Origin of the sequence: Kribbella yunnanensis, from assembly GCF_039529655.1 — a bacterium.
GTDB lineage: Bacteria > Actinomycetota > Actinomycetes > Propionibacteriales > Kribbellaceae > Kribbella > Kribbella yunnanensis.
Map to the genome: position 1 here is coordinate 182,220 of NZ_BAAANF010000023.1, position 18,681 is coordinate 200,900.

The 18,681-nt window shown below is 66.1% G+C and carries 17 protein-coding genes; 5 read left to right on the top strand and 12 right to left on the bottom strand.

The genetic code is table 11. The annotated features are described in order from the left end of the window. Window positions 1-13: 13 nt before the first annotated feature. The 5 genes from ABD231_RS35235 to ABD231_RS35255 form a co-directional block, all read right to left on the bottom strand. The gene (locus ABD231_RS35235; RefSeq protein ID WP_344162228.1) at window positions 14-367 is read right to left on the bottom strand and encodes an antibiotic biosynthesis monooxygenase family protein; all 354 of its coding nucleotides are present in this window, start codon (window positions 365-367) and stop codon (window positions 14-16) included. After that, window positions 364-936, bottom strand: a complete 573-nt coding sequence (locus tag ABD231_RS35240; RefSeq protein WP_425554237.1) for an MBL fold metallo-hydrolase — start codon at window positions 934-936, stop codon at window positions 364-366. The genes ABD231_RS35235 and ABD231_RS35240 overlap by 4 nt, the downstream gene beginning before the upstream one ends. 102 nt (window positions 937-1,038) lie before the next feature. Continuing rightward, window positions 1,039-1,959 carry a sigma-70 family RNA polymerase sigma factor gene (locus ABD231_RS35245; protein ID WP_344162234.1) on the bottom strand — a complete coding sequence of 307 codons (921 nt, stop codon included), beginning with the start codon at window positions 1,957-1,959 and terminating at the stop codon, window positions 1,039-1,041. Beyond that, complete coding sequence (locus ABD231_RS35250) at window positions 1,956-2,240, bottom strand: hypothetical protein (RefSeq protein WP_344162237.1); 285 nt, start codon at window positions 2,238-2,240, stop codon at window positions 1,956-1,958. The genes ABD231_RS35245 and ABD231_RS35250 overlap by 4 nt, the downstream gene beginning before the upstream one ends. A 211-nt stretch (window positions 2,241-2,451) precedes the next feature. Further along, window positions 2,452-2,823 carry a winged helix-turn-helix transcriptional regulator gene (locus ABD231_RS35255; RefSeq protein WP_344162240.1) on the bottom strand — a complete coding sequence of 124 codons (372 nt, stop codon included), beginning with the start codon at window positions 2,821-2,823 and terminating at the stop codon, window positions 2,452-2,454. Between the two features lie 113 nt (window positions 2,824-2,936). Between ABD231_RS35255 and ABD231_RS35260 the strand changes: the two genes are divergently transcribed. Further along, window positions 2,937-3,638, top strand: a complete 702-nt coding sequence (locus tag ABD231_RS35260) for an SDR family NAD(P)-dependent oxidoreductase (RefSeq protein ID WP_344162687.1) — start codon at window positions 2,937-2,939, stop codon at window positions 3,636-3,638. 374 nt (window positions 3,639-4,012) lie between these two features. On the opposite strand, the gene ABD231_RS35265 is transcribed toward ABD231_RS35260, so the two are convergent. Further along, window positions 4,013-4,924: a class II aldolase/adducin family protein gene (locus ABD231_RS35265; RefSeq protein ID WP_344162243.1), complete on the bottom strand. Its 912-nt coding sequence runs from the start codon at window positions 4,922-4,924 to the stop codon at window positions 4,013-4,015. 64 nt (window positions 4,925-4,988) lie between these two features. On the opposite strand from ABD231_RS35265, the gene ABD231_RS35270 reads away from it, so the two are divergent. Both ABD231_RS35270 and ABD231_RS35275 read left to right on the top strand, forming a co-directional pair. Next, on the top strand, window positions 4,989-6,296 hold the full coding sequence (locus ABD231_RS35270) for an MFS transporter (RefSeq protein ID WP_344162247.1): 1,308 nt from the start codon (window positions 4,989-4,991) through the stop codon (window positions 6,294-6,296). Beyond that, a complete protein-coding gene (locus tag ABD231_RS35275) occupies window positions 6,293-7,045 on the top strand; it encodes an aspartate/glutamate racemase family protein (RefSeq protein WP_344162250.1) in 753 nt (250 codons plus the stop codon). The genes ABD231_RS35270 and ABD231_RS35275 overlap by 4 nt, the downstream gene beginning before the upstream one ends. A 16-nt stretch (window positions 7,046-7,061) precedes the next feature. On the opposite strand, the gene ABD231_RS35280 is transcribed toward ABD231_RS35275, so the two are convergent. From ABD231_RS35280 to ABD231_RS35295, 4 genes are read right to left on the bottom strand one after another with little or no spacing between them, the layout of a single operon-like run. Continuing rightward, the gene (locus tag ABD231_RS35280) at window positions 7,062-7,628 is read right to left on the bottom strand and encodes a helix-turn-helix domain-containing protein (RefSeq protein ID WP_344162253.1); all 567 of its coding nucleotides are present in this window, start codon (window positions 7,626-7,628) and stop codon (window positions 7,062-7,064) included. 51 nt (window positions 7,629-7,679) lie between these two features. Then, window positions 7,680-10,463 carry an FAD-binding and (Fe-S)-binding domain-containing protein gene (locus ABD231_RS35285; RefSeq protein ID WP_344162256.1) on the bottom strand — a complete coding sequence of 928 codons (2,784 nt, stop codon included), beginning with the start codon at window positions 10,461-10,463 and terminating at the stop codon, window positions 7,680-7,682. Continuing rightward, the gene (gene amaB, locus ABD231_RS35290; protein ID WP_344162259.1) at window positions 10,460-11,995 is read right to left on the bottom strand and encodes an L-piperidine-6-carboxylate dehydrogenase; all 1,536 of its coding nucleotides are present in this window, start codon (window positions 11,993-11,995) and stop codon (window positions 10,460-10,462) included. Before amaB ends, ABD231_RS35285 begins: the two co-directional genes overlap by 4 nt. A gap of 28 nt (window positions 11,996-12,023) precedes the next feature. After that, window positions 12,024-13,184, bottom strand: coding sequence for an NAD(P)/FAD-dependent oxidoreductase (locus ABD231_RS35295; protein WP_344162262.1), 1,161 nt, complete (start codon window positions 13,182-13,184; stop codon window positions 12,024-12,026). A gap of 146 nt (window positions 13,185-13,330) precedes the next feature. Here ABD231_RS35295 and ABD231_RS35300 point away from each other — a divergent pair, with 146 nt between their 5' ends. Further along, window positions 13,331-14,269: a LysR family transcriptional regulator gene (locus ABD231_RS35300; RefSeq protein WP_344162265.1), complete on the top strand. Its 939-nt coding sequence runs from the start codon at window positions 13,331-13,333 to the stop codon at window positions 14,267-14,269. Here the strand turns inward: ABD231_RS35300 and hglS are convergent. Then, window positions 14,266-15,591: a 2-oxoadipate dioxygenase/decarboxylase gene (gene hglS / locus ABD231_RS35305; RefSeq protein ID WP_344162268.1), complete on the bottom strand. Its 1,326-nt coding sequence runs from the start codon at window positions 15,589-15,591 to the stop codon at window positions 14,266-14,268. The genes ABD231_RS35300 and hglS overlap by 4 nt on opposite strands. Window positions 15,592-15,702: 111 nt before the next feature. Further along, entirely contained in the window at window positions 15,703-17,367 is a 1,665-nt protein-coding gene (locus ABD231_RS35310; protein ID WP_344162271.1) for a DUF885 domain-containing protein, read from the bottom strand. Window positions 17,368-17,473: 106 nt separating this feature from the next. Here ABD231_RS35310 and ABD231_RS35315 point away from each other — a divergent pair, with 106 nt between their 5' ends. Further along, on the top strand, window positions 17,474-18,679 hold the full coding sequence (locus ABD231_RS35315) for a PucR family transcriptional regulator (protein WP_344162273.1): 1,206 nt from the start codon (window positions 17,474-17,476) through the stop codon (window positions 18,677-18,679). Window positions 18,680-18,681: the final 2 nt, after the last annotated feature.

Here is an 18,681-nt window from a genome sequence, read left to right on the forward strand (position 1 = left end):
GCAAGCTCCTTTGTCAGGACGGGTTCAGTTCGACGACGACGCGGTACGCCGCGGGATCCGAGGTGATGTGGAGCCCGCTGTCGTTGAACAGGCGCTTCACGGCAGCCAGCCACTCGGGGTTGGCGGTGGCCTTGTCCAGTTCCGCGCCTGAGTTCCATTCGGCGATGTGGAAGAACCGCGTCTCGGGGAGGTCGGCGAGCGGCTGATGCAGGCGGGAGCGCAGGAAGCCGGGCTGGGTGGACATGATCCGGGCGTTCTCCTGGTATGCCGTGATGAACTGCTCGGCCTCGTCGGCGGGAACTGTGTAGTGCTTGATCAGAGTGACCGGCTCGTCGAGGCCGGTCTGCGATTCCAGGGACTGACTCATATTCGTGACCTCCTGAAGCTCAGGTGCGGTTGATGCCGAACGGGCCGAGCCGGCCGCCGTCTACCCGGACGGCGAACTCGAAGGCGGCGAAGGCATTGTCGAAGGTGTAGACGTCGGCGGCGGCGAGCTTCCCGAGATACTCCTTGGTCACCGGTGCTGCGATCGCGGCCGAGGTGGCGTCGTGGTAGTAGGCAACTTGTAGCCTGACGTCGGCACGCGTGCCCAGCCGGCCGATGTATCCGGCAACGAGTGTGTCGCACTGGTAGCCCAGCACGATCCGCTGACTGCCGACCTCGACCGTGTAATGGTGCTTGAACGTCACGGTCGGTGCCGGGCGGTTGGGGTCGTTTGCCCGCAGCAACAGCCCGCAGCAACAGCCTGCGGCACTCGGCATGACCGATCCGTACGACGTCGCGTTCGAACAAGGAGGCTGCGCCGATGTGGTCCGCGTGCGAGTGTGAATAGATCAGGTGGGTCACCTTGTTCGGCCGCTCGCGGATCTTGGTGACAAGATCGATCGCCCGCTGCAGGTTCACACCGATACTCGGTGGCGCGTCGACGAGCACCACGCCCTTATCGGCGTGTAAACAGGTGTCGCCTCGGCGGCCGTCGTACCGCTGAGCAACGCGCCAGCTGCGACGGCTCCCGCGCCGGCGAGGAGCCCGCGGCGGCTAGCTGTAGTCATCCATCGTCCGTTCAGTGAGTTGGGGGAGCCCGAAGAGCTCGAAGACCGCGGTGTCCAGGAAAACGACCACGCGTCTGATTCCCTGCGGTGTCACGGTCAGAACGTGCAGCGAGTGGGCCGCGCCGTCTTCGTTGTAGACAGCAACCGCCGGCTGGCCGTTGGCTTCGAGCCGGACCGACGTTCTGTTTCCGACGGCCTTCGTCCTGAGGAACTGACCGATCGCAATGCGGCCGACGAACCACATCGGGTTGGGCGGCATCTCCCACGCCGCTTCCTCCGTGAGCGTGAGTACGAGGTCGTCGATGTCCGCGGTCTCGAACGCCGTCACGTAGCGATCGATCAGCCTCTGCTGGTCGTCATCGAGTGCGTAGTTCACATCGGCATCGCTCAAGCCGGCCGCAGTCAGCAGCGTTCGGGCTCGTTGCAGGAGGCTGTTGACTGCTGCCGTCGACGTATCAAGCGCCGAAGCCACCTCGGCGGCCCGCCAATGCAGCACATCCCGAAGGATGAGTACCGCCCGCTGTCGAGGCGGCAGGATCTGCAGAGCGGCGACGAGCGCCAAACGCACTGAGTCGCGCTCTTCGACAATCAGCGCCGGATCGGTCGGCAATGGCTCAAGCCAAGCCACGTCGAGCGGCAGACCCGGCTCAGGCTCAGGGCTGGGCCCACCCAGCCCCGAGGGGAGCGGCCTGCGACCCGCTGTCTCCAGCGATCTCAGGCACACGTTGGTAGCGATCCGATACAGCCAGGTCTGCAGCGAGGCTCGGCCGTCGAACTGGTCCAGCGACCGCCATGCCCGCAGATAACTCTCCTGTACGGCGTCCTCGGCGTCGTGCACCGAGCCGAGCATCCGGTAGCAGTGCCGAAGCAGCGCCGGCCGAAACCGATCGAGGTCGACCTCGATCACGGGTAGACCCCGATCATTGTCGAGGGAGTGACCTCCGGAGAGCCATCCATCAGACCCGCTTGCGCGAACTCCTTGAACGAGCTCAGCGCCTGCAGCAGCTCGGTGTTGCCCTGCGAGATGTGGACGAACTGCCCGTCCGGCAGTGCGTAGGCCTGGTAGCTCAGCCCGTCCGGCCGCTCCGCAGCGAGCTGCGCGAAGAGAGCCTCCACCTTCCGCCGGTTCTCCTCGGCCTGCCCCAGCTTCGTTCGGTATCGGACGACATTGGCGTTGTTGTCAGCCATGCTGGTTCCCTCTGTCGAATGTGAGTTCCTGACACCTGTTAGATCCGGGCGGAACCAGAAACTCATCGCGCGACGGGTGCTGGGGTCTCCAGGTGCTCCTCGTCAACGAAGACAGGACGGACCGGCGTCGTGTGACCGGCCGTGAGGCGTCTGAAGCACCGGCATGACGACCACGCGCAGGGTGCGGAGCCGGAACTGTCGCGGCTGGGGTTCAGGCTCCAGGGCGGGCGTCGAAGCGGTGGCGGGCGTCCTCGATGCGGGGGAGGTTGGCGAGCACCCAGTTACCTAGGGCTCGGACCGGCTCGGCCATCTCGCGGCCGAGAGGTGTGAGGGCGTACTCGACGCTGGGCGGCTGAGTCGGGTGAACGGTGCGCGAGATGTAGCCCTCTCGCTCGAGGGAGCGGAGGGTCGTTGCCAGCATCTTGGGTGAGATTCCGCTGATCTGGCGTTTCAGTTCGCCGAAGCGGTGCGTGCTGATCTCCAGTTGCATGAGGATCAGCACCGACCATTTGCCGCCGGCCAGAGCCAAAGTGTCGGCAACGCGTTGGCAGTCCGTGGTTTCGCTGAGGTTACCAAGTTCCACAGAAGTGCCTTCTTTCGCGGCTTCGATCACCCATTTAAAGTAGCTAACAAATCTATATCAGGTATCCGATCGAAACCAGGAGCACGATCATCAGTTCACCACGCGTTGTCCTTATCACCGGCGGTACCTCCGGTATCGGTCTGAGTCTCGCGGAGGCATTCCTGCTCGAGGGGGCAGCGGTGGCTGTCTGTGGCCGGTCGCAACCGGCTCTTGATCGCTTCGCGAAGGAACACCCGGGGACGCTTGCTATCCAGGCCGACATCACGGTTTCGGCCGACAGAACCTCGATGTTGCAAGCTGTTGCTGAGCGCTTCGGCCGGCTGGATGTCCTGGTCAACAATGCAGGGACCCTGGTCGATCGCAACTTCGCTTCGGATGTCGGTGCGACGCTCGGCCTCGATGAGGAGGTCGCCGTGAATCTGACTGCGCCCATCCACTTGACCGGCGAGACGCTGCGCCGCTGGCCGGACCTTGGCGCCATCGTGTTCGTGACTGCGGGCTTCGCTCTCGTGTCGCCGACACGGGCGCCGAGCTACGGTGCGACGAAGGCGGGGCTGCACAGTTTCGCGGAGGGTTTGCGCCGGCAGTTCGCACCGGGTGGTACCCACGTACTCGAAGTCGTTCCGCCCCTGACGGACACCCCGATGAACGCGGGTAAGACCGGCAAGAAGTTGCCCGCCTCCGAAGTAGCGGCAGCAACTCTCAAAGCGTTGAAGTCGCGCAGGCCGATGGCGCTGCCGGGCCTGTCCAAGCTGCTTCCCATCATGCTGCGGATCGCGCCGAAGACGATGAGCCGCGCAGTCGGCAAACTCTGACCGACTTGACTCGTCCTTTGTGCGGCGGCAGTCGAACAACTCGGACTACCGCCCGCGGCTGCGGCGGGACGCCCAGGTGGGCCTGCGAGGTCACGGGTCCACCAAGGCGCGAGGTGCGGAGCGGTTCTCAGAGTGGGCGTCTTCTGACGCCTGACCGTTGCGGCAAGCTCCGGCCGGGCGTGACAACCTGGACCGGCTGGTCGCCTTCGCTCTCCGTGCGCTGGATGCGGTCAGTCCTGAGGGCCGGCAACTACGTTGAGCAGCGGCCCCTGCCACGGAATTCCGCTGGAGCTCAGCCGGGGCACGGATGCGATCCGGCACGGGGCTGGCGCGACTCGCTGAGAGCGCGTCGGCACCGTGCCGCGGCTGAGAGCTCACGCCAGGACGTCAGGTTCTTCCTCGATGATCAGCTCCTCGAGCAGCCGGAAGTTGTTACGCGCCATGTTTGCGCTGCCGAACTGACGGGCCGCGAGCACCGCTTCTTCCTCGGTCATGATCCGCGGTGTGCCGGCGGCTTCTGCCATGAGCTGCATCTGGCAGGCCCGCTCCATGGTGACGAACCACCATGCGGCCTCGCCTACCGTCTGCCCGACGGTGAGCAAGCCGTGATGCCGAAGGATCGCGGCCCGCTTCGACCCCAGCCGGGCAGCAATTCGCTCCCCCTCCTGGCGCTCCAGCACCAGGCCCTTGTACTCGTCGAAGACCTCGTGGTTCTGGTAGAAGGCACAGGATTCCTGAATGATGGGGTCCAGTGGGCGTCCGAGGGATGACCAGGCGCGCCCGTGAAGTGTGTGGGCATGCGCGACGGCTACCACGTCCTCCCGCGCCTCGTGGATCGTCGAGTGGATCGAGAAGGCCGCCTTGTTCGTTCGCAGTGAGCCTTCAACCACCTTCCCGTCTTCGTCGAGCAGAAGCAGGTCGCTGACCTTGATCCGTGAGAAGTGGACGGCATAGGGGTTGACCCAGAAGCGATTCGGGAACTCCGGATCGCGTGCGGTGATGTGGCCCGCGACGCCCTCGTCGTACCCGTACCGGGCAAACAACCTGAACGCAACGGCCAGTTGGCGCTTGCGGTGCTCGCGTTCGGACTCCAGCGATTCGTGCTCCGCAGGCAACTCCTCAAGATCGAGTTCGTTGATGCCTGGGTCGATACCGCTGGTCGCACCCACTGCAGGCGCCTCGGTCATCGCGCTTCCCTCTCCCTCGATTTGCCTATTAGGTACAAATATTGCCTCCTGGGGCTGGTTAGGGTCAAGATGCACGCCTCTCGTCGAGATCAGATCCACGAGTGCAGCGTATTGCCAAGGTGGCACATCGACGTGTCTCATAGGCAAACCTAGGAGGTGTGCGATGACAGTCACACAGAAAACCCCGTCTCCCGGTCCAGCGAGGAACACGGTGGTCCGCGCCGTCGCGGCAAGCACAGTGGGGAGCACCATCGAGTGGTACGACTTCCTTCTCTATGGAGTCATCGCGCCGATCGTTCTTCCCCGGGTGTTCTTCCCCGAGTCGAGCGAGTTCGGTGGGATCTTGCTGTCCTTCTCAACGTTCTTCGTGGCGTTCGCCGCCCGGCCGCTGGGGGCGGTGGTTTTCGGCCACCTCGGTGACCGTGTCGGGCGCAAGAAGGCACTCGTGACGACGCTGATGCTGATGGGAGTCGGCACGGTGGGAATTGGGCTCATCCCCGGATACGGGACAATCGGCATCCTCGCGCCACTACTGCTGGTTCTTATGAGGGTGCTGCAGGGCTTCGGAGTCGGGGGTGAATGGAGCGGCGCCGTCCTGATGGCCGGCGAATCCGGCCGCCGCTCACGCCGCGCGCTGCTCACCAGTTTCCCGCAGGCCTCCGCGATGCTCGGAACCTCACTGGCTACCGCATCGGTACTGGCTGTCGGGGTCGCTGCCGGTCCGCAGGCCTTCATCGAGTGGGCGTGGCGGATTCCGTTCCTCGCCAGTGCAGTGCTCGTTGTGCTCGGGTTCTGGATGCGGATCGGGATCGTTGAGACCTCGGAGTTTGCCAAGGTTCGTGCACAAGGACAGGTCGAACGGGCGCCGGTGCTGGTAGCAGTGCGTTCGCACTGGAGGGGGATCCTTCTGGGGATGTTCCTCAAGGTCGGTGAGATGGCTCCAGTCTTCATCTTCGTATCGTTCGTCTACGTCTACGGGAAGAAGGCGGGCGGCCTGGAGCAGACCACTCTGCTCGCCTCGGTCGCGATCGCCTCCTTGATCTCGGCACTACTGATGCCCGTGATGGGTTACCTCGGCGATCGGCTGGGTCCTCTCCGGGTCTACCTCATCGGTGCCGCCGCCATGGCGATAGAGGTCTGCGTCTACTTCGCGGGCATCGCATCGGGCAATCGGTCCGTGGCGATCGCGGTCATCCTTGTCAGCCTCGTCCCGTACGCGCTGATGTTCGCCAACGAGGCCACGATCTTGATGAGTCTGTTCCCGGCGCCGGTGCGATACTCGGGGAGCTCGCTCGCCTTCAATCTCGCCGGAATCATCGGGGGCGGACCGGCGCCGTTCATTGCTACCGCTCTCTACGGCGCGAGTGGTAGTTCACTCCCGCTGTCGGTGTACCTGCTTCTCACGGTGCTGGTCGGTGTCGCAGCAGCGCTTCTCATCCACCGCCGCAACCGACGTCAGGCGGCCTTATGACGATCCCGACCGTCACTCCGAACCCGCTACCCGAATCACCGCTCAACCAGGCTGCGGTGCTGATCCTCACGCCGGAAGGCAGCCCTTTCATCGCCGGATCCATTGCTGATCCGGCGGAGCAGGCGGTGGGTTCTGCGATCCATACCTACCCTCCGGATGATCCGAACCTGGACAATCAATTCACGACGCCGATCGCGGCCCTCATCCCACGGACAGTGCAAGCTCTCAGTGCCGAGTCCGACACCGCGCGGGGTAGTCTCGCCGTCCTAACTGTCGGCTACCTGTCGCGCGTGCAGCATGATCTTGCCCGGGCAACCAACCGTACGGTCCTCTCCTCGCCGCTACTGGCCGTGCCGATGCTGCTGGCGATGCTGCCGCCCGGCCGGCGGGTGCTCGTCGTGTACGCGAACCTCGGGTGGGCCGATCTGTCGGACATCCCCGGCGTGCCTTCAGACCGGGACTCGGACGTCATCCGAGTCGGTCTCGAGGAAGTAGGCCCATTTCGACGGGCTGTGTTCGACCGCACCGAGCCTTTCGATCACGAAGCCGTTTCGGCGCAGATCATCGAGAAGCTCGATATCCCCGACCTCGGAGCCGTAGTGCTGGAGTGCGGCGAAATGGCAGCCGTCGCAGATCGGATTCGGAAAGAAGTGGACGTTCCAGTGATCGACTACCACGTGCTCGCCAGCTGTTTCGCCGCGGCGTTGTCGTCCAGCCGAGCTCCGTCAGGGCGGAGCCACAGCAGCTGATGAAGACGCCAGGTTTCTAGGCGATCACACCTATCCGAGGAGACGCGATCACCACAATCACGTCGGCATCGGGTGCGCCACGTAGGACATGTTCGACCGAGCCCAGGAATTGGGCCGAGTCGCCAGGCCCCAAGACTGTCAGCTCGTCGGCCAGCGCCAGCTCGAGCCGCCCCGAAACGACGTGCAGCCACTCCTCCCCGCCGTGGCGAGCTGGGCGGGGAGGAGTGGCTCCAGCACGCAGCGACAGGCGGGTTGCCTCGATCAGCATTCCCGACGATGGCGGAGACAAATGCGTCACCTCCGCACCTTGAACGCCGTACCTGGCGGCCTCACTGCCCTTGACGATCGGGGATCCACGCTCGCTGTCGGCCGCCAGATCGGCGACGCTGACATCCAATGCTCTGGCCAGCAGTACCAGAGTGCCGATGCTGGGTACACGTTGCCCACTCTCGACCCGCGACAAATAGCCAGGAGACAGATCAGCCGCAGCGGCGACCTTCTCCAGAGTGAGACCACGCTCTAGACGTATCTTGCGCAAGCGCCGCGTAATCCGCAGCTCGGTCTCATCGACTTCCTGGTTCATTCCTCCACTGTAGATGCGACCTTCATTCGGCGTCGTCGATGATCCCGTGATTCACAGTCGTGTGGTGAGCAGCTCGGCCAGATGCACTGCGTGGACCTGCGCAAGGTCGTCGAGCTGCACCCGGCACGACATTCCGTCAGCAAGTATGACGGCGTTGGGGTGGTCTCGTACGGTGGGCAGCAGGTGGGTCTCGGCGATGGCGACAGAGGTCTCGTAGTGACCGGCCTCGACCCCGAAGTTTCCGGCTAGCCCACAGCACCCGGCCACCTTGGTCACTGTGGCACCGGCGCTTTCCAGTAGTGCTTGGTCCGCTGACCAGCCGAGCACGGCGGACTGGTGGCAATGTGGTTGGGCGACGACTTCCACTCCGCTGAGATCGGGGAGCGGCAGGTCCAGCCTGGCGATCAGCTCTGCGAAAGTCAGGATGCCGTTGGCAACGATGTTCGCCTCGGGTGCGGCGGTGAGCTCGAGCGCGTCGCTGCGCAGCGCCGCGAGACAAGACGGCTCCAGGCCGACGACTGGCACGCCAGATGCCAGGTACGGCGCGAGCCTGCGGACGGTGCGGTCCATCATCCGGCGGGCCTGGTCGAGCTGACCGGTCGTGATCCAGGTCAGCCCGCAGCACGCGTTCTCGGGGATCACTCGTACTCGTAGACCGTGGGCCTCCAGGAACTGGATCGCCGCGAGCCCCGACCGCGGGAAGAAGTGGTCGGTGAACGAGTCGGCCCAGAGCCACACGTCCGGTGTCTCCGGGAGCCGGGCGAGGCTTCGCGCGGAGCGCTTCAGCGTCTTGCGCGCGAACTTCGGGATCGACCGCCGCTGATCTATGCCGGCGATCGACTTGGCCAGCTTTGCGACGGGGCCGAGGCGCATCGAGCCGTTGACGGTGCCTGCCATGGGTGCGACGAGCCTGGCCCACTTCGGCAGGCGGCCGAGCAGGTAGTGCGAGCGCGGACGCACCTTGCCGGCGTACGTCTGATAGAGCGTCTCGGACTTGTACGTTGCCATGTCCACGCCGGCGGGACAATCCGAGGAACAGCCTTTGCAGGACAAGCAGAGATCGAGTGCGGCGCCGACGGCTTCATGCTCGAGACCGCCGACCAAGGATCCGTCCAACGCCTCCTGAAGAACCCGTGCCCGTCCGCGCGTGGAGTCCTTCTCGTCACGGGTGGCCAGGAAGGAGGGGCACATCACGCTGGTCGTTTTCGACGCGACGCAGCGGCCAACGCCGGTACAGCGGTGCACCGCCGTGCCGAGATCACCGCCGTCGTGGATCAGTCGTAGCCCGGAGCGCTTCGGCGAGGTTCGCGGCCGCACCGCGCGCAGGCCGTCAGTGATCGAGCCGGGACTGACGATGATGCCCGGATTGAGCAGATCGTCCGGATCGCACAGCTGCTTCACCCGCGCGAACAGGTCGATCGAGGTCTCGTCGTACATCAGCGGGAGCAGCTCGGAACGGATCCGGCCGTCTCCGTGCTCTCCGGACAGGGAGCCGCCATATCTCTTGAGCGTAGTCGCGCATTCGACCATGAACTCCCGAAAACCTGCTGAGCTCCCGGGATCGCCGTGCCGGAACGGGAAGTCGATCCGGCAATGGACGCAACCGTCGCCGAAATGGCCGTACGGGAAGCCGTGGAAACCGTACGAGCCCAGGATCTGCTCGAAGTCGCGCAGCCAGGCACCGAGGTGTTCAGGTGGAACCGCGGCGTCTTCCCAGCCGGAGTGGGCCGGGGTCGGCAAGCTCACTCCGGCCAGCCCGGCACCGTCCTCGCGGATCCGCCACAGCGCCGCGGCCTCGCCGGCATCGGTGACGAGCCGGTTTCCGAGTGCGCCGGAGGAGTCGGTGAGCCGCTGCACGATGTCAGGGGCGTCCTCCCCAGTGACCTCTGCGAACAGCCAGCCTGCGCCCGGCGGCAGCTCGGGTACCGGTTTTCCCTTGCCACGCACGAGATCGACGATCCGCGCGTCCATGCCTTCACAGGCGATCAGCCGCCCGGGTGCGGCTGCCAGCAATGCGGGCACAGCGTCGGCGGCATCGGCCATCGTGGGATAGCCGAGCACGAGCAGCGATCGCCGAGGGGCGTCCGGCACGAGCCGAACGGTTGCCTGGAGCACCATTGCGAGCGTGCCTTCGCTGCCGACCAGGAAGCGGTCCACTCGCCGGCCGTTCTCCGGCAGCAGATGTTCCAGGCTGTAGCCGCTCACCTGGCGCCCGAAACGGCCGAACTCCGTCCGGACATGCGCGAGGTTTCCGGCCGCCAGCCCCAGCAACTGCCTGGCGGTCGGGCTGTTCTCGGTGCCGGATCCCAACGTGGCGGTCTCTCCGTTGCCGAACAGGACGGTCATCGCCTCCACGTTGTCCACTGTCCGGCCGTACCCGAGTGCCCTGGAACCGCAGGCGTTGTTGCCGATCATTCCGCCGATCGTGCAGCGCGTGTGTGTCGACGGGTCGGGCCCAAACCTGAGTCCGTACGGCGCTGCCGCCCGCTGCAGGTCGGCATGTACGACGCCGGGCTGCACGATCGCCGTACGCGACTCGGGATCGATGGCCATGATGTTTTGCAGCCGCCGGATGTCGACGACGATGCCGGAGCCGACGGCGTTGCCCGCGATCGAGGTACCGGCACCTCGGAGGGTGATCGGGACACGTAGTTCGCGGGCCGCCGCGTGGAGGGCGAGGAGGTCCTCCGTCCGCCGCGGCCGCACCACAACTGACGGAACGACGCGATAGAGGCTCGCATCCCCGGCATACATGGCCCGGGTCAGCACCGAGCCGTCGGCGTCGTCGATTCCTCGGGATCTCAGCTCGGCGGCGAGGTCGTCGATCCGGCTCACACCGTGAAGTCCACGCCTTGGGCCAGCGGGAGTTCGCCGGAGTAGTTGATGGTGTTTGTTGCCCGGCGCATGTAGGCGCGCCAGGAATCCGAGCCGGATTCGCGCCCGCCTCCGGTCGCCTTCTCGCCACCGAACGCTCCACCGATCTCGGCCCCGGACGTACCGATGTTCACATTCACGATTCCGCAGTCGGATCCTTCGGCCGAGACGAAGAACTCGGCCTCGGCCTGGTCGCGGGTGAAGATCGACGAGGACAATCCCTGCGGTACGTCGTTGTTGAGGGCGATGGCCTGTTCGAGGTCGTCGTAGGTGAGGATGTACAGCAGCGGCCCGAACGTCTCCGTGCGGACGATGCCGCTCTGGGTCGGCATGGTGACGATCGCGGGCTCGACGTAGAACGCGTCGGGCGCGGCGTCGGTCAGGACTCGCCCGCCACCGGCTACGGTCTTGCCGCCGTCAGTTGCAGCCTGCGCGAGTGCGGCCGCCATCGCGTCGTACGCCTTGCCGTGGACCAGCGGCCCGACCAAGGTGCCCGGTGCGATCGGGTTACCGACAGGGAGTCGTGCGTACGCTTCCACCAGACGTTCGGTGAGTTGCTGGGCCACCGAGGTATGGGCGATGACGCGGCGCATCGTCGTACAACGCTGACCTGCCGTTCCGGCAGCAGAGAAGACGATTCCGCGCAAAGCCAGATCCAGATCGGCCGACGGTGTGATGATGGCGGCGTTGTTGCCGCCCAGTTCGAGCAGCGACCGACCGAAGCGGTCGGCGACCCGCGGACCGACCGCCTTGCCCATCCGGCTCGAGCCGGTGGCGCTGATCAGCGCGACTCCCGGGTGGTCGACCAGCGCCGCACCGATCTCCGGTCCACCGACGACGACCTGAGACACGTTTGCCGGTGCGCCCGACTCGGTCAGCGCGCGGTCGAGCAGGGCTGCGGACGCCCACGCGCACAGCGGCGCCTGCTCGGACGGTTTCCAGATCACGGTGTCGCCGCACACCAAGGCGATCGCGGTGTTCCAGGACCACACCGCGACGGGGAAGTTGAATGCGCTGATCACGCCAACGACTCCGAGCGGGTGCCAGGTTTCCATCAGCCGGTGGCCGGGGCGCTCCGAGACCGACGTAGTGCCGTAGAGCTGCCGGGAGAGGCCGACCGCGAAGTCGCAGATGTCGATCATCTCCTGTACCTCGCCGAGGGCCTCGGAGGTGATCTTGCCGACCTCGATGCTGATCAGGGTGGCCAGGTCCGCCTTGTGCTCGGTGAGAAGCTCGCCGAACCGTTTGATCACCGCACCGCGGCCCGGGGCCGGGATCCTGCGCCACTCCCGGAATGCGGCCTCCGCACGGGTGACGACGTCATCGACGGTGGTGGCGTCGCTCCAGGTGACGCCACCGAGGTCACGGCCGTTGATCGGTGAGAGATGGCTCTGCTCGCCGGCGACGGTCGCGGGATCGACGCCGCAGGCCGCGGCCGCCGCCAGGCCCTGCCTTCCGAGGATCTCGGGGCCGGGGAGGTCGATACGGGACATAGTCGTAGCTCCTTGTGCGATTGGTTCGTCAGACGACGTTGAGTTCGGGCCGGACGCCGCCTGCTCTGAACCGTTCGGCGTCGAGCGAGGTGACATCGATGACCGGCGTACGGTCGAGGCAGAGGTCACGGACGATCTCGCCGACCGCCGGACCCATCAGGAACCCGTGGCCGGAGAATCCACAGGCGTAGACGAAACCAGGCACCGTGACCGAGCGGCCGATGAGGGCGTTGTGGTCCGGGGTCATCTCGTACAGTCCGGCCCAGCCGCTGCGGAGTCCTACGTCCCCCAGCGCTGGTGCCCGGTGTTCGACGGCCTCGGCCAGTGTCGAGAGCCACGCCGGGTCCCGGGTGGTGTCGAAGCTCCAGGAGCTGACCCGCTCCGGGCACCCCAGCAAGAGGCCTTCTCCTTCGGTGTGGAAGTACAGCGAGGTGGAGAAGTCGATCGTGAACGGCGTGTTCGGCGCGAGACCGGGGATCGGCTCGGTGATCGCGATCTGACGTCGCAGGGGGACTACCGGCAGTTCGACGCCGACCCACTGACCGACCTGCGCCGACCAGGCGCCTGCCGCGCAGACAACCTGGTCGGCGCCGATCGCGCCGGCGGGTGTGGTGACCCCAACAATGTGACCGCCGGACGTTTCTATGCCCGTGGCAGGGCAGTTGGTGAGCAGAGTCGCACCGGCCTCTCGCGCAGCCTTGGCGTACCCCTGCACCACCGACTCCGGAGTGCAGTGTCCGTCGCGTGGCGACCACGCCGCGCCAAGAAGGCCGGTGCTGTCGATCAGTGGTGAGAGCTGCTTCGCCTCGGCTGCCGAGATCAGCCGACTGTTACCTCCGGTCGCGTTGTGCAACGCGACGTTGCGCTCGAAGGCGGCCAGGTCCTCGGCGTCGGAGATGAGGAAGAGATAGCCGGTCTGGTGCAGGTCGACCTCGGTGCCGAACAGGTCACCGAAACGCTCGAGAACATCGAGGCTGCGCAGGCCGAGCCGGATATTGACCTCGTCGGAGAAGAAACCACGGACGCCGCCGGCTGCCTGGCAGGTCGAGCCCTGGCCGAGGGCGCCCTTTTCGAGCAGCACCACCTGCCGGCCGGCGGTAGCCAGGTGGTACGCCGTACTGACGCCCATGATTCCGCCGCCGATGACGACGACGTCCGCCGAAGCCGGCAGGGTGCGACCGCGATTCATGGGTTCAGCCTGCCGCCGTACCGGATGGAGGGGAATCACCTGCGAGCAAGGATCTGTTGAGTGAGGATAAGAAGATCTTGTGCTCCTCGACCTGGACTTTGTGGCTCAATCTAGGCAGGTGGCCGGGATCGCGATTAGGATTTCTCATGCTCAATCCGCTTCAGCTGCAGACGCTTCAGGCAGTTCTCCGGACCGGGTCGTTCGCCGATGCCGCCCGGGAACTCGGCTACACCGGCTCGGCGGTCTCACAGCAGATCGCAGCGCTCGAGCGGGCGACGCGCACCCAGCTATTCGAGCGCCACGCGCACGGGATCAGCCCGACACCGATCGCGCAGTTCCTCGCCGAGCGGGCGAACCAGGTGCTCGGTCAACTGCGGACCCTCGAGGACGACATCGTGCTGCAGCAGAACGGCACAATCGGGCGTGTTCGGCTCGGCAGTTTCCCCAGTGCGGCCGAACGCCTGCTCCCGGACGCAATCTCGCGATTCCAATACACCCATCCCGGTGTCGTCGTGCATCTGGATGAGGGCGAGCCGGACGAGTTGTTCCGCATGCTTGAGGCACACGAGCTCGATGTGGCTTTGGTCTATCGGTACGGGGCAGTGCCGATCAGGGTGCCGCGCGGATTCGAGGCGGAGTTTGTGTTCAGGGAAGCGCTTTACCTGTTGCTTCCCAGTGGTCATCCGCGCTGTGACGACGACGAGCCGCTCAGGGTCGATCGGCTGCAGGACGACTCCTGGATCACGGCCCGCGCCGGAACCGCCGGCGGCTCGACCCTGCGCCGGCTGTGTGCCGAGACTGGATTCGAGCCGATGATCGTGCACCGCAGCAACAACTACAGCGTGATCCACGGCCTGGTCGCCGCGGGTCTCGGTATCGCCGTCGTACCGGAGCTGAGCCTTCGACCGACGGAGGGGGTCGTCAGCCGCCGCGTCGACGGCGAGAAGGCGTACCGCGACGTGATGGCCTTGCGGTCGCCGACATTGCCCGACGCGTCATGGGAAACACTCCGTCATGCGTTGCTCGCGGCGACTGATCGGAGCAGCGCGTTCCGGACGGCCAGAGGTGAGTGGACGACCGCCTAGAGCTGCTCCAGCGCCTGGGCCATTGATGCCTTGCTCTCTGCGGCGTACAACTCCTCGGGGACGTTGACCGGGCGACCGATCTGTTCCGCCAGCCAGGAGATGTCGCGCTCGGCGCCGCCTTGACCGGTGTCTGCCCCTCCGGCGCCGGACAGGTTCGAGGCGAAGATGCCTGCGGCCGACCGCGGCAGGAAGTCTTCGTAGACGATCGGCTGGGCGATCAGCCAGCCGCCGGTGAGCAACTCGTCCGGCGTCAAGCCGGGTGCCGGAGCCTGGCTGGGGCGAAGCGGCGCGGGGCGGTAGGTGAAGTACGCGAGGCCTTGGGTGTGGAATGCGCGCTCGCTGCCGGGGATCAGTTCGGACCAATGGTCCGGGTCTGCCATCGCCTTCTCGTACAGGTCTCGGCCGCTCGGGGTGAGGGCGATACCGCGGGCTTCGACCTCGCCGAACCGCACTCGCATGGTCCCGTCCGTGATCGACCCGTCAGCCTCGCGATATCGGCGTGGCTCCGCCAGCGCGCGGAAGGAGGTCTGCCGCAGCAGGACGTCCGGGCCGTTCCACCGCGGCGGTCCCTGGATCTTGTCGATCATCTCGATCCCGCGCGCCTGCATCGCGGCGTACAGCTCGTCGATGTCCAGCACTCGCGGGGTGAGATGGTTGATGTGGGTCGACCCGACTCCAGCGATATCGGCGGCCACGCCGGAGATCTGCTCGAGCTCGTCGTACCAGGTCCGATCCACGGGGTCGTCCGACAGCGCGAACGATGCGATGGCGAGGTCGAGGAAGCGGTCGGCGGCGTCCGGGGGCAGCCCGCCGTCGGCCGTTGCATGATCGGCCAGCTCGAGGAGTTCGGGGACGAAGAGCTCACGCCGGGAAATGAACTCCTTGATCCGTAGCTCGAGGTCGGCGTCGAAGAATCGGCGGTCCTCGGGGACCAGCAGGCTCGTGAACACCCGGAACGGGTTCTTCGCGAGCTCGTCCCGCCCGGTCGGCCGGAATGCTGTAGAAATGACCGGGATCGGCCGTGGGTGCGCGTCGCGGAGGTCGTAGAAGCCGGTCGGGCTCATCCCCAGCGCTCCGAAGACACGCGTCACCTGGGCGAGCTCGGCCGGACTGCCGACCCGGATCGCGCCGTGGCGCTCCGCGGTCACCCTTTCGATCGATCCGAGCCGTTCGGCACGGGCTCCGTCGCGTTCGAGCACCCGCCGGTTCACTTCCTGGGAAACCTCGAGAAGCGTGGTGTACGCCGGAACCTCAGAGCCATAGAGGTCCGAGAGCCGTACGGCGAAGCGGGCGCGCAGCGTGGTCGGGTCGACGATAGTCACGGACACATTCCAGCGCGCCAGATGCAGCGGCTACCAGCTCGTGAGGACGCGGGATTCGCGCGGGAGCACAAGCGGCTCTTGTGCTCCGCGGTCAGGGACCCGAGACGAGTGTTACGGCTTGCTGGTGATCGATCCGACCCATTGACGAACGTCGTCGCGGACCATCGGGAGTGGCCGGCCGCCGGAGCCGAGGACGATCTCGTGGAACGCCCGTACGTCGAACGCTGTCTCCAGCTCGCTTTCGGCCTCACGTCGGGCAGCCCAGAACTGCTCGTACCCGAGTCGGTAGCCGAGCGCCTGGCCCGGCCAGTCAGTCGAGTACCGCAGGGTCTCCGAGGCGATCTGCTGCTCTGACTCGAAGGAGTTACGCCGGATCCACCCCGCTGCCTCGTCGAGGGACATCCCGAGGGCGTTGAGGCCGGTGTCGGCGACGAGTCGCGAGCACACGAACGACTGGTGGACCAGATGGCCGTAACGGTCGTAGGGGTCGTCGAGCAGTCCCAGTTCGACCGCGAGGCTGGCGGCGTACTCCGCCCATCCCTCGTTGTAGGCGCCGTAGATCGGAATTTGGCTGCGGAACTTCGGCAGGGACGGGTCCTCGGATTCGCGCGCGATGTGGAAGTGGTGGCCTGGGATGAGCTCGTGGAAGATGAGCGTCGCGGCGTTGAGTTGCGCACGGTCCTCGAGGCCTGAGCCGTTGTAGCGGTAGTTGCCGACAGGCACTGCATCAGTAGGCGGCTCGTAGTAGCCGTAGCTCATCCCTGCTTCGAACGCCGGGTCGAGCCGCGCGACGCCGTACGGTGCCTTGGGCGTTGCTGAGAACAGCTGAGGGACAAGCGGCTCCATGCGACTGATGTGTTTGAGGTAGAGGTCCTCGACATCCTGCGCGGTGGGACAGTGCAGGCGACCGGTGGCGCGCAGGTACCGCAGGAAGTCCGCCTCGTCAGGAAACCCGAGGCTCGCGCGGAGCTCAGCCTTCTGCTCGTCATACGACGAGAGCTGCTCCACGCCGTGGCGGTGTACCTGCTCCGGGTCGATGGCGTAGGTGACGCTCTGCCGCGCGAGCTCGCCATACGCCTCGGCGCCGCCGGGGAATTGGGAGAGCCCGACGGTCGAGGGGGCACTGGCGCGGTATTCGGCGCTGTCGAGGCGGGCGAGTAGACGGTCGAACGCGGTCAGCACGAGCTCGTCGCGTACCCGGCTGACGCGAGCCCCGGCGTCGGTCCGCGTCAGCGCCTGCTCGGCGAGCGCCTTGAGTCCTTGCAGTGTGGCGATGGATCCGGCAAATGCCGGCGCGGGCAGTACCCAACCCTGCTGCTGCATGCGCACGAGCTTGCCGTCCATCGTTTCGACGGCGACCGCGAGGTCCTCGGCGAGCGCGAGGAGCCGGCCGGCCTCCTTGGTGGGTGACACCGTGGGCAGGACCTGCGTCAACGCTATGTTCAGGTCGAATAGTTGGTACGGCGTAACAGGGAAGCGCGCGTGCCAAAGTTCTGCCGAGCGCTCAAGCCTCTCGGCATGGTCGCGGATCAGCGCCAGTGTCACGCGTGCGCTGTCGTTGATCGGGACAGCTTCGACGGCCTTGCATCGTGCGAGCAGGTTCCGTCCGAGGGCGGTATCGCGCTCCGCTTCGTCAATGGTTCTCAGCGGGAGGCGCTCGGTCGCGACGCCGCTGCGCATCTGCAAATACGGATCCATGGACAAGTGGTGCTGCCACAGCTCGTCGGCCATCGTGCTGACGACTACCTCGGCGGCGGTGCTCTGCGGAGTGCTCATCAACGGCAAGTTACGCTCATAGAGCGCCCTGCGCACGCTGCCTCTGTTGTGTATCCCGCTATCGCAGTACTACGTTTGTTGAAATGAGGAGGCAGGAGATCGACCAATGAGCGACGAGCTCCAGCGAGTTGTGGACTCTCTGGCAGGACGGTTGGGGCGTTCGGTCGCCGTCGACGACACGAGCTTTCGCCTGCTGGCCTACAGTGCGCAGGTCGGTGCGATCGACGACATGCGTGCGCGGGTGATCCTGACCCGGGAGGCGCCACCGGAGGGGCTGGCGTGGTTGCGTCGCTTCCGGCTCGGGCAGGCCTCCGGGCCGGTTCATCTGCCGTCGGATGCGGAGTTGGGGCTGCTGCCGCGGGTAGCGATTCCGGTCCGGCACCAGGGCGTCCAGTTCGGCTATCTGTGGCTCATCGACACCGACGGATCCCTGGCCGCAGACGATCTCACGGCGGCCACGACGGCCGCCGACGAGGCCGGGGAAGTGTTGTTCCGGGAGCGGGTCATCGACGAGCTCCGGGATGCTCGGGTAGGCGAGCTGGTCAGGGATCTGCTCTCGCCGGACGCCGCCACGCAACAGATGGCGGCCGACGGACTGATTGAAGGCGGGTTCTCCGCCTCTCGCGGCGGAGTCGTGGCCATCGTCGTACAGCCACTGCCGGTGGCTGGCCAGGAGGTCGATGAGGGGGACAGGCTGGCGCTCAGCGCTGCGCTCCACTCGATCAGGAACACCCTCCCTCCGCGGGAGTGCTTGATTCTTGTCCGACCGCACCACGTCGTCCTGATCCTGCCGCAATCCACCTATGAGCGGTTCCCGCGAGTGGCCCACGATCTGCGCACGGCAGCCGAGGCCCGGCTCGGGGTGAGCGACCGCTGGCGTGCGGTCGTGTCGGGGGTCGGACGGAAGACCCAGCGCCTTGCGGAGGCCAAGATGTCCTATGGGCAGGCTCTCGCGGCGATCCGAGTGGCCGATGTGGTGCCGGCCTTCCGGCCTGTTGCGAGCCACGACGCGCTCGGCATCTACGGACTCCTCGCGTCGCAGCCCGCAGATCAGCTGCACGCTCTGGACGTCCTTCCCGCGATCGATGCTCTGCAGTCTCCTGATCCGGCATTGCTCGTCACGGCTGAGCTGTTCCTCGACCGCGCCGGCGACGCTCGTCTGGTCGCGGAACAGCTCGATCTGCACCGGACCAGCGTCTACCACCGGCTCCGCCGGATCGAGCAGCTGACGGGCTTCGACCTGTCCGACGGAGAACAGCGGCTGGTTCTCCATCTCGGTATCAAGGTGGCTCGACTGCTGGGGCGGGTCTGAGG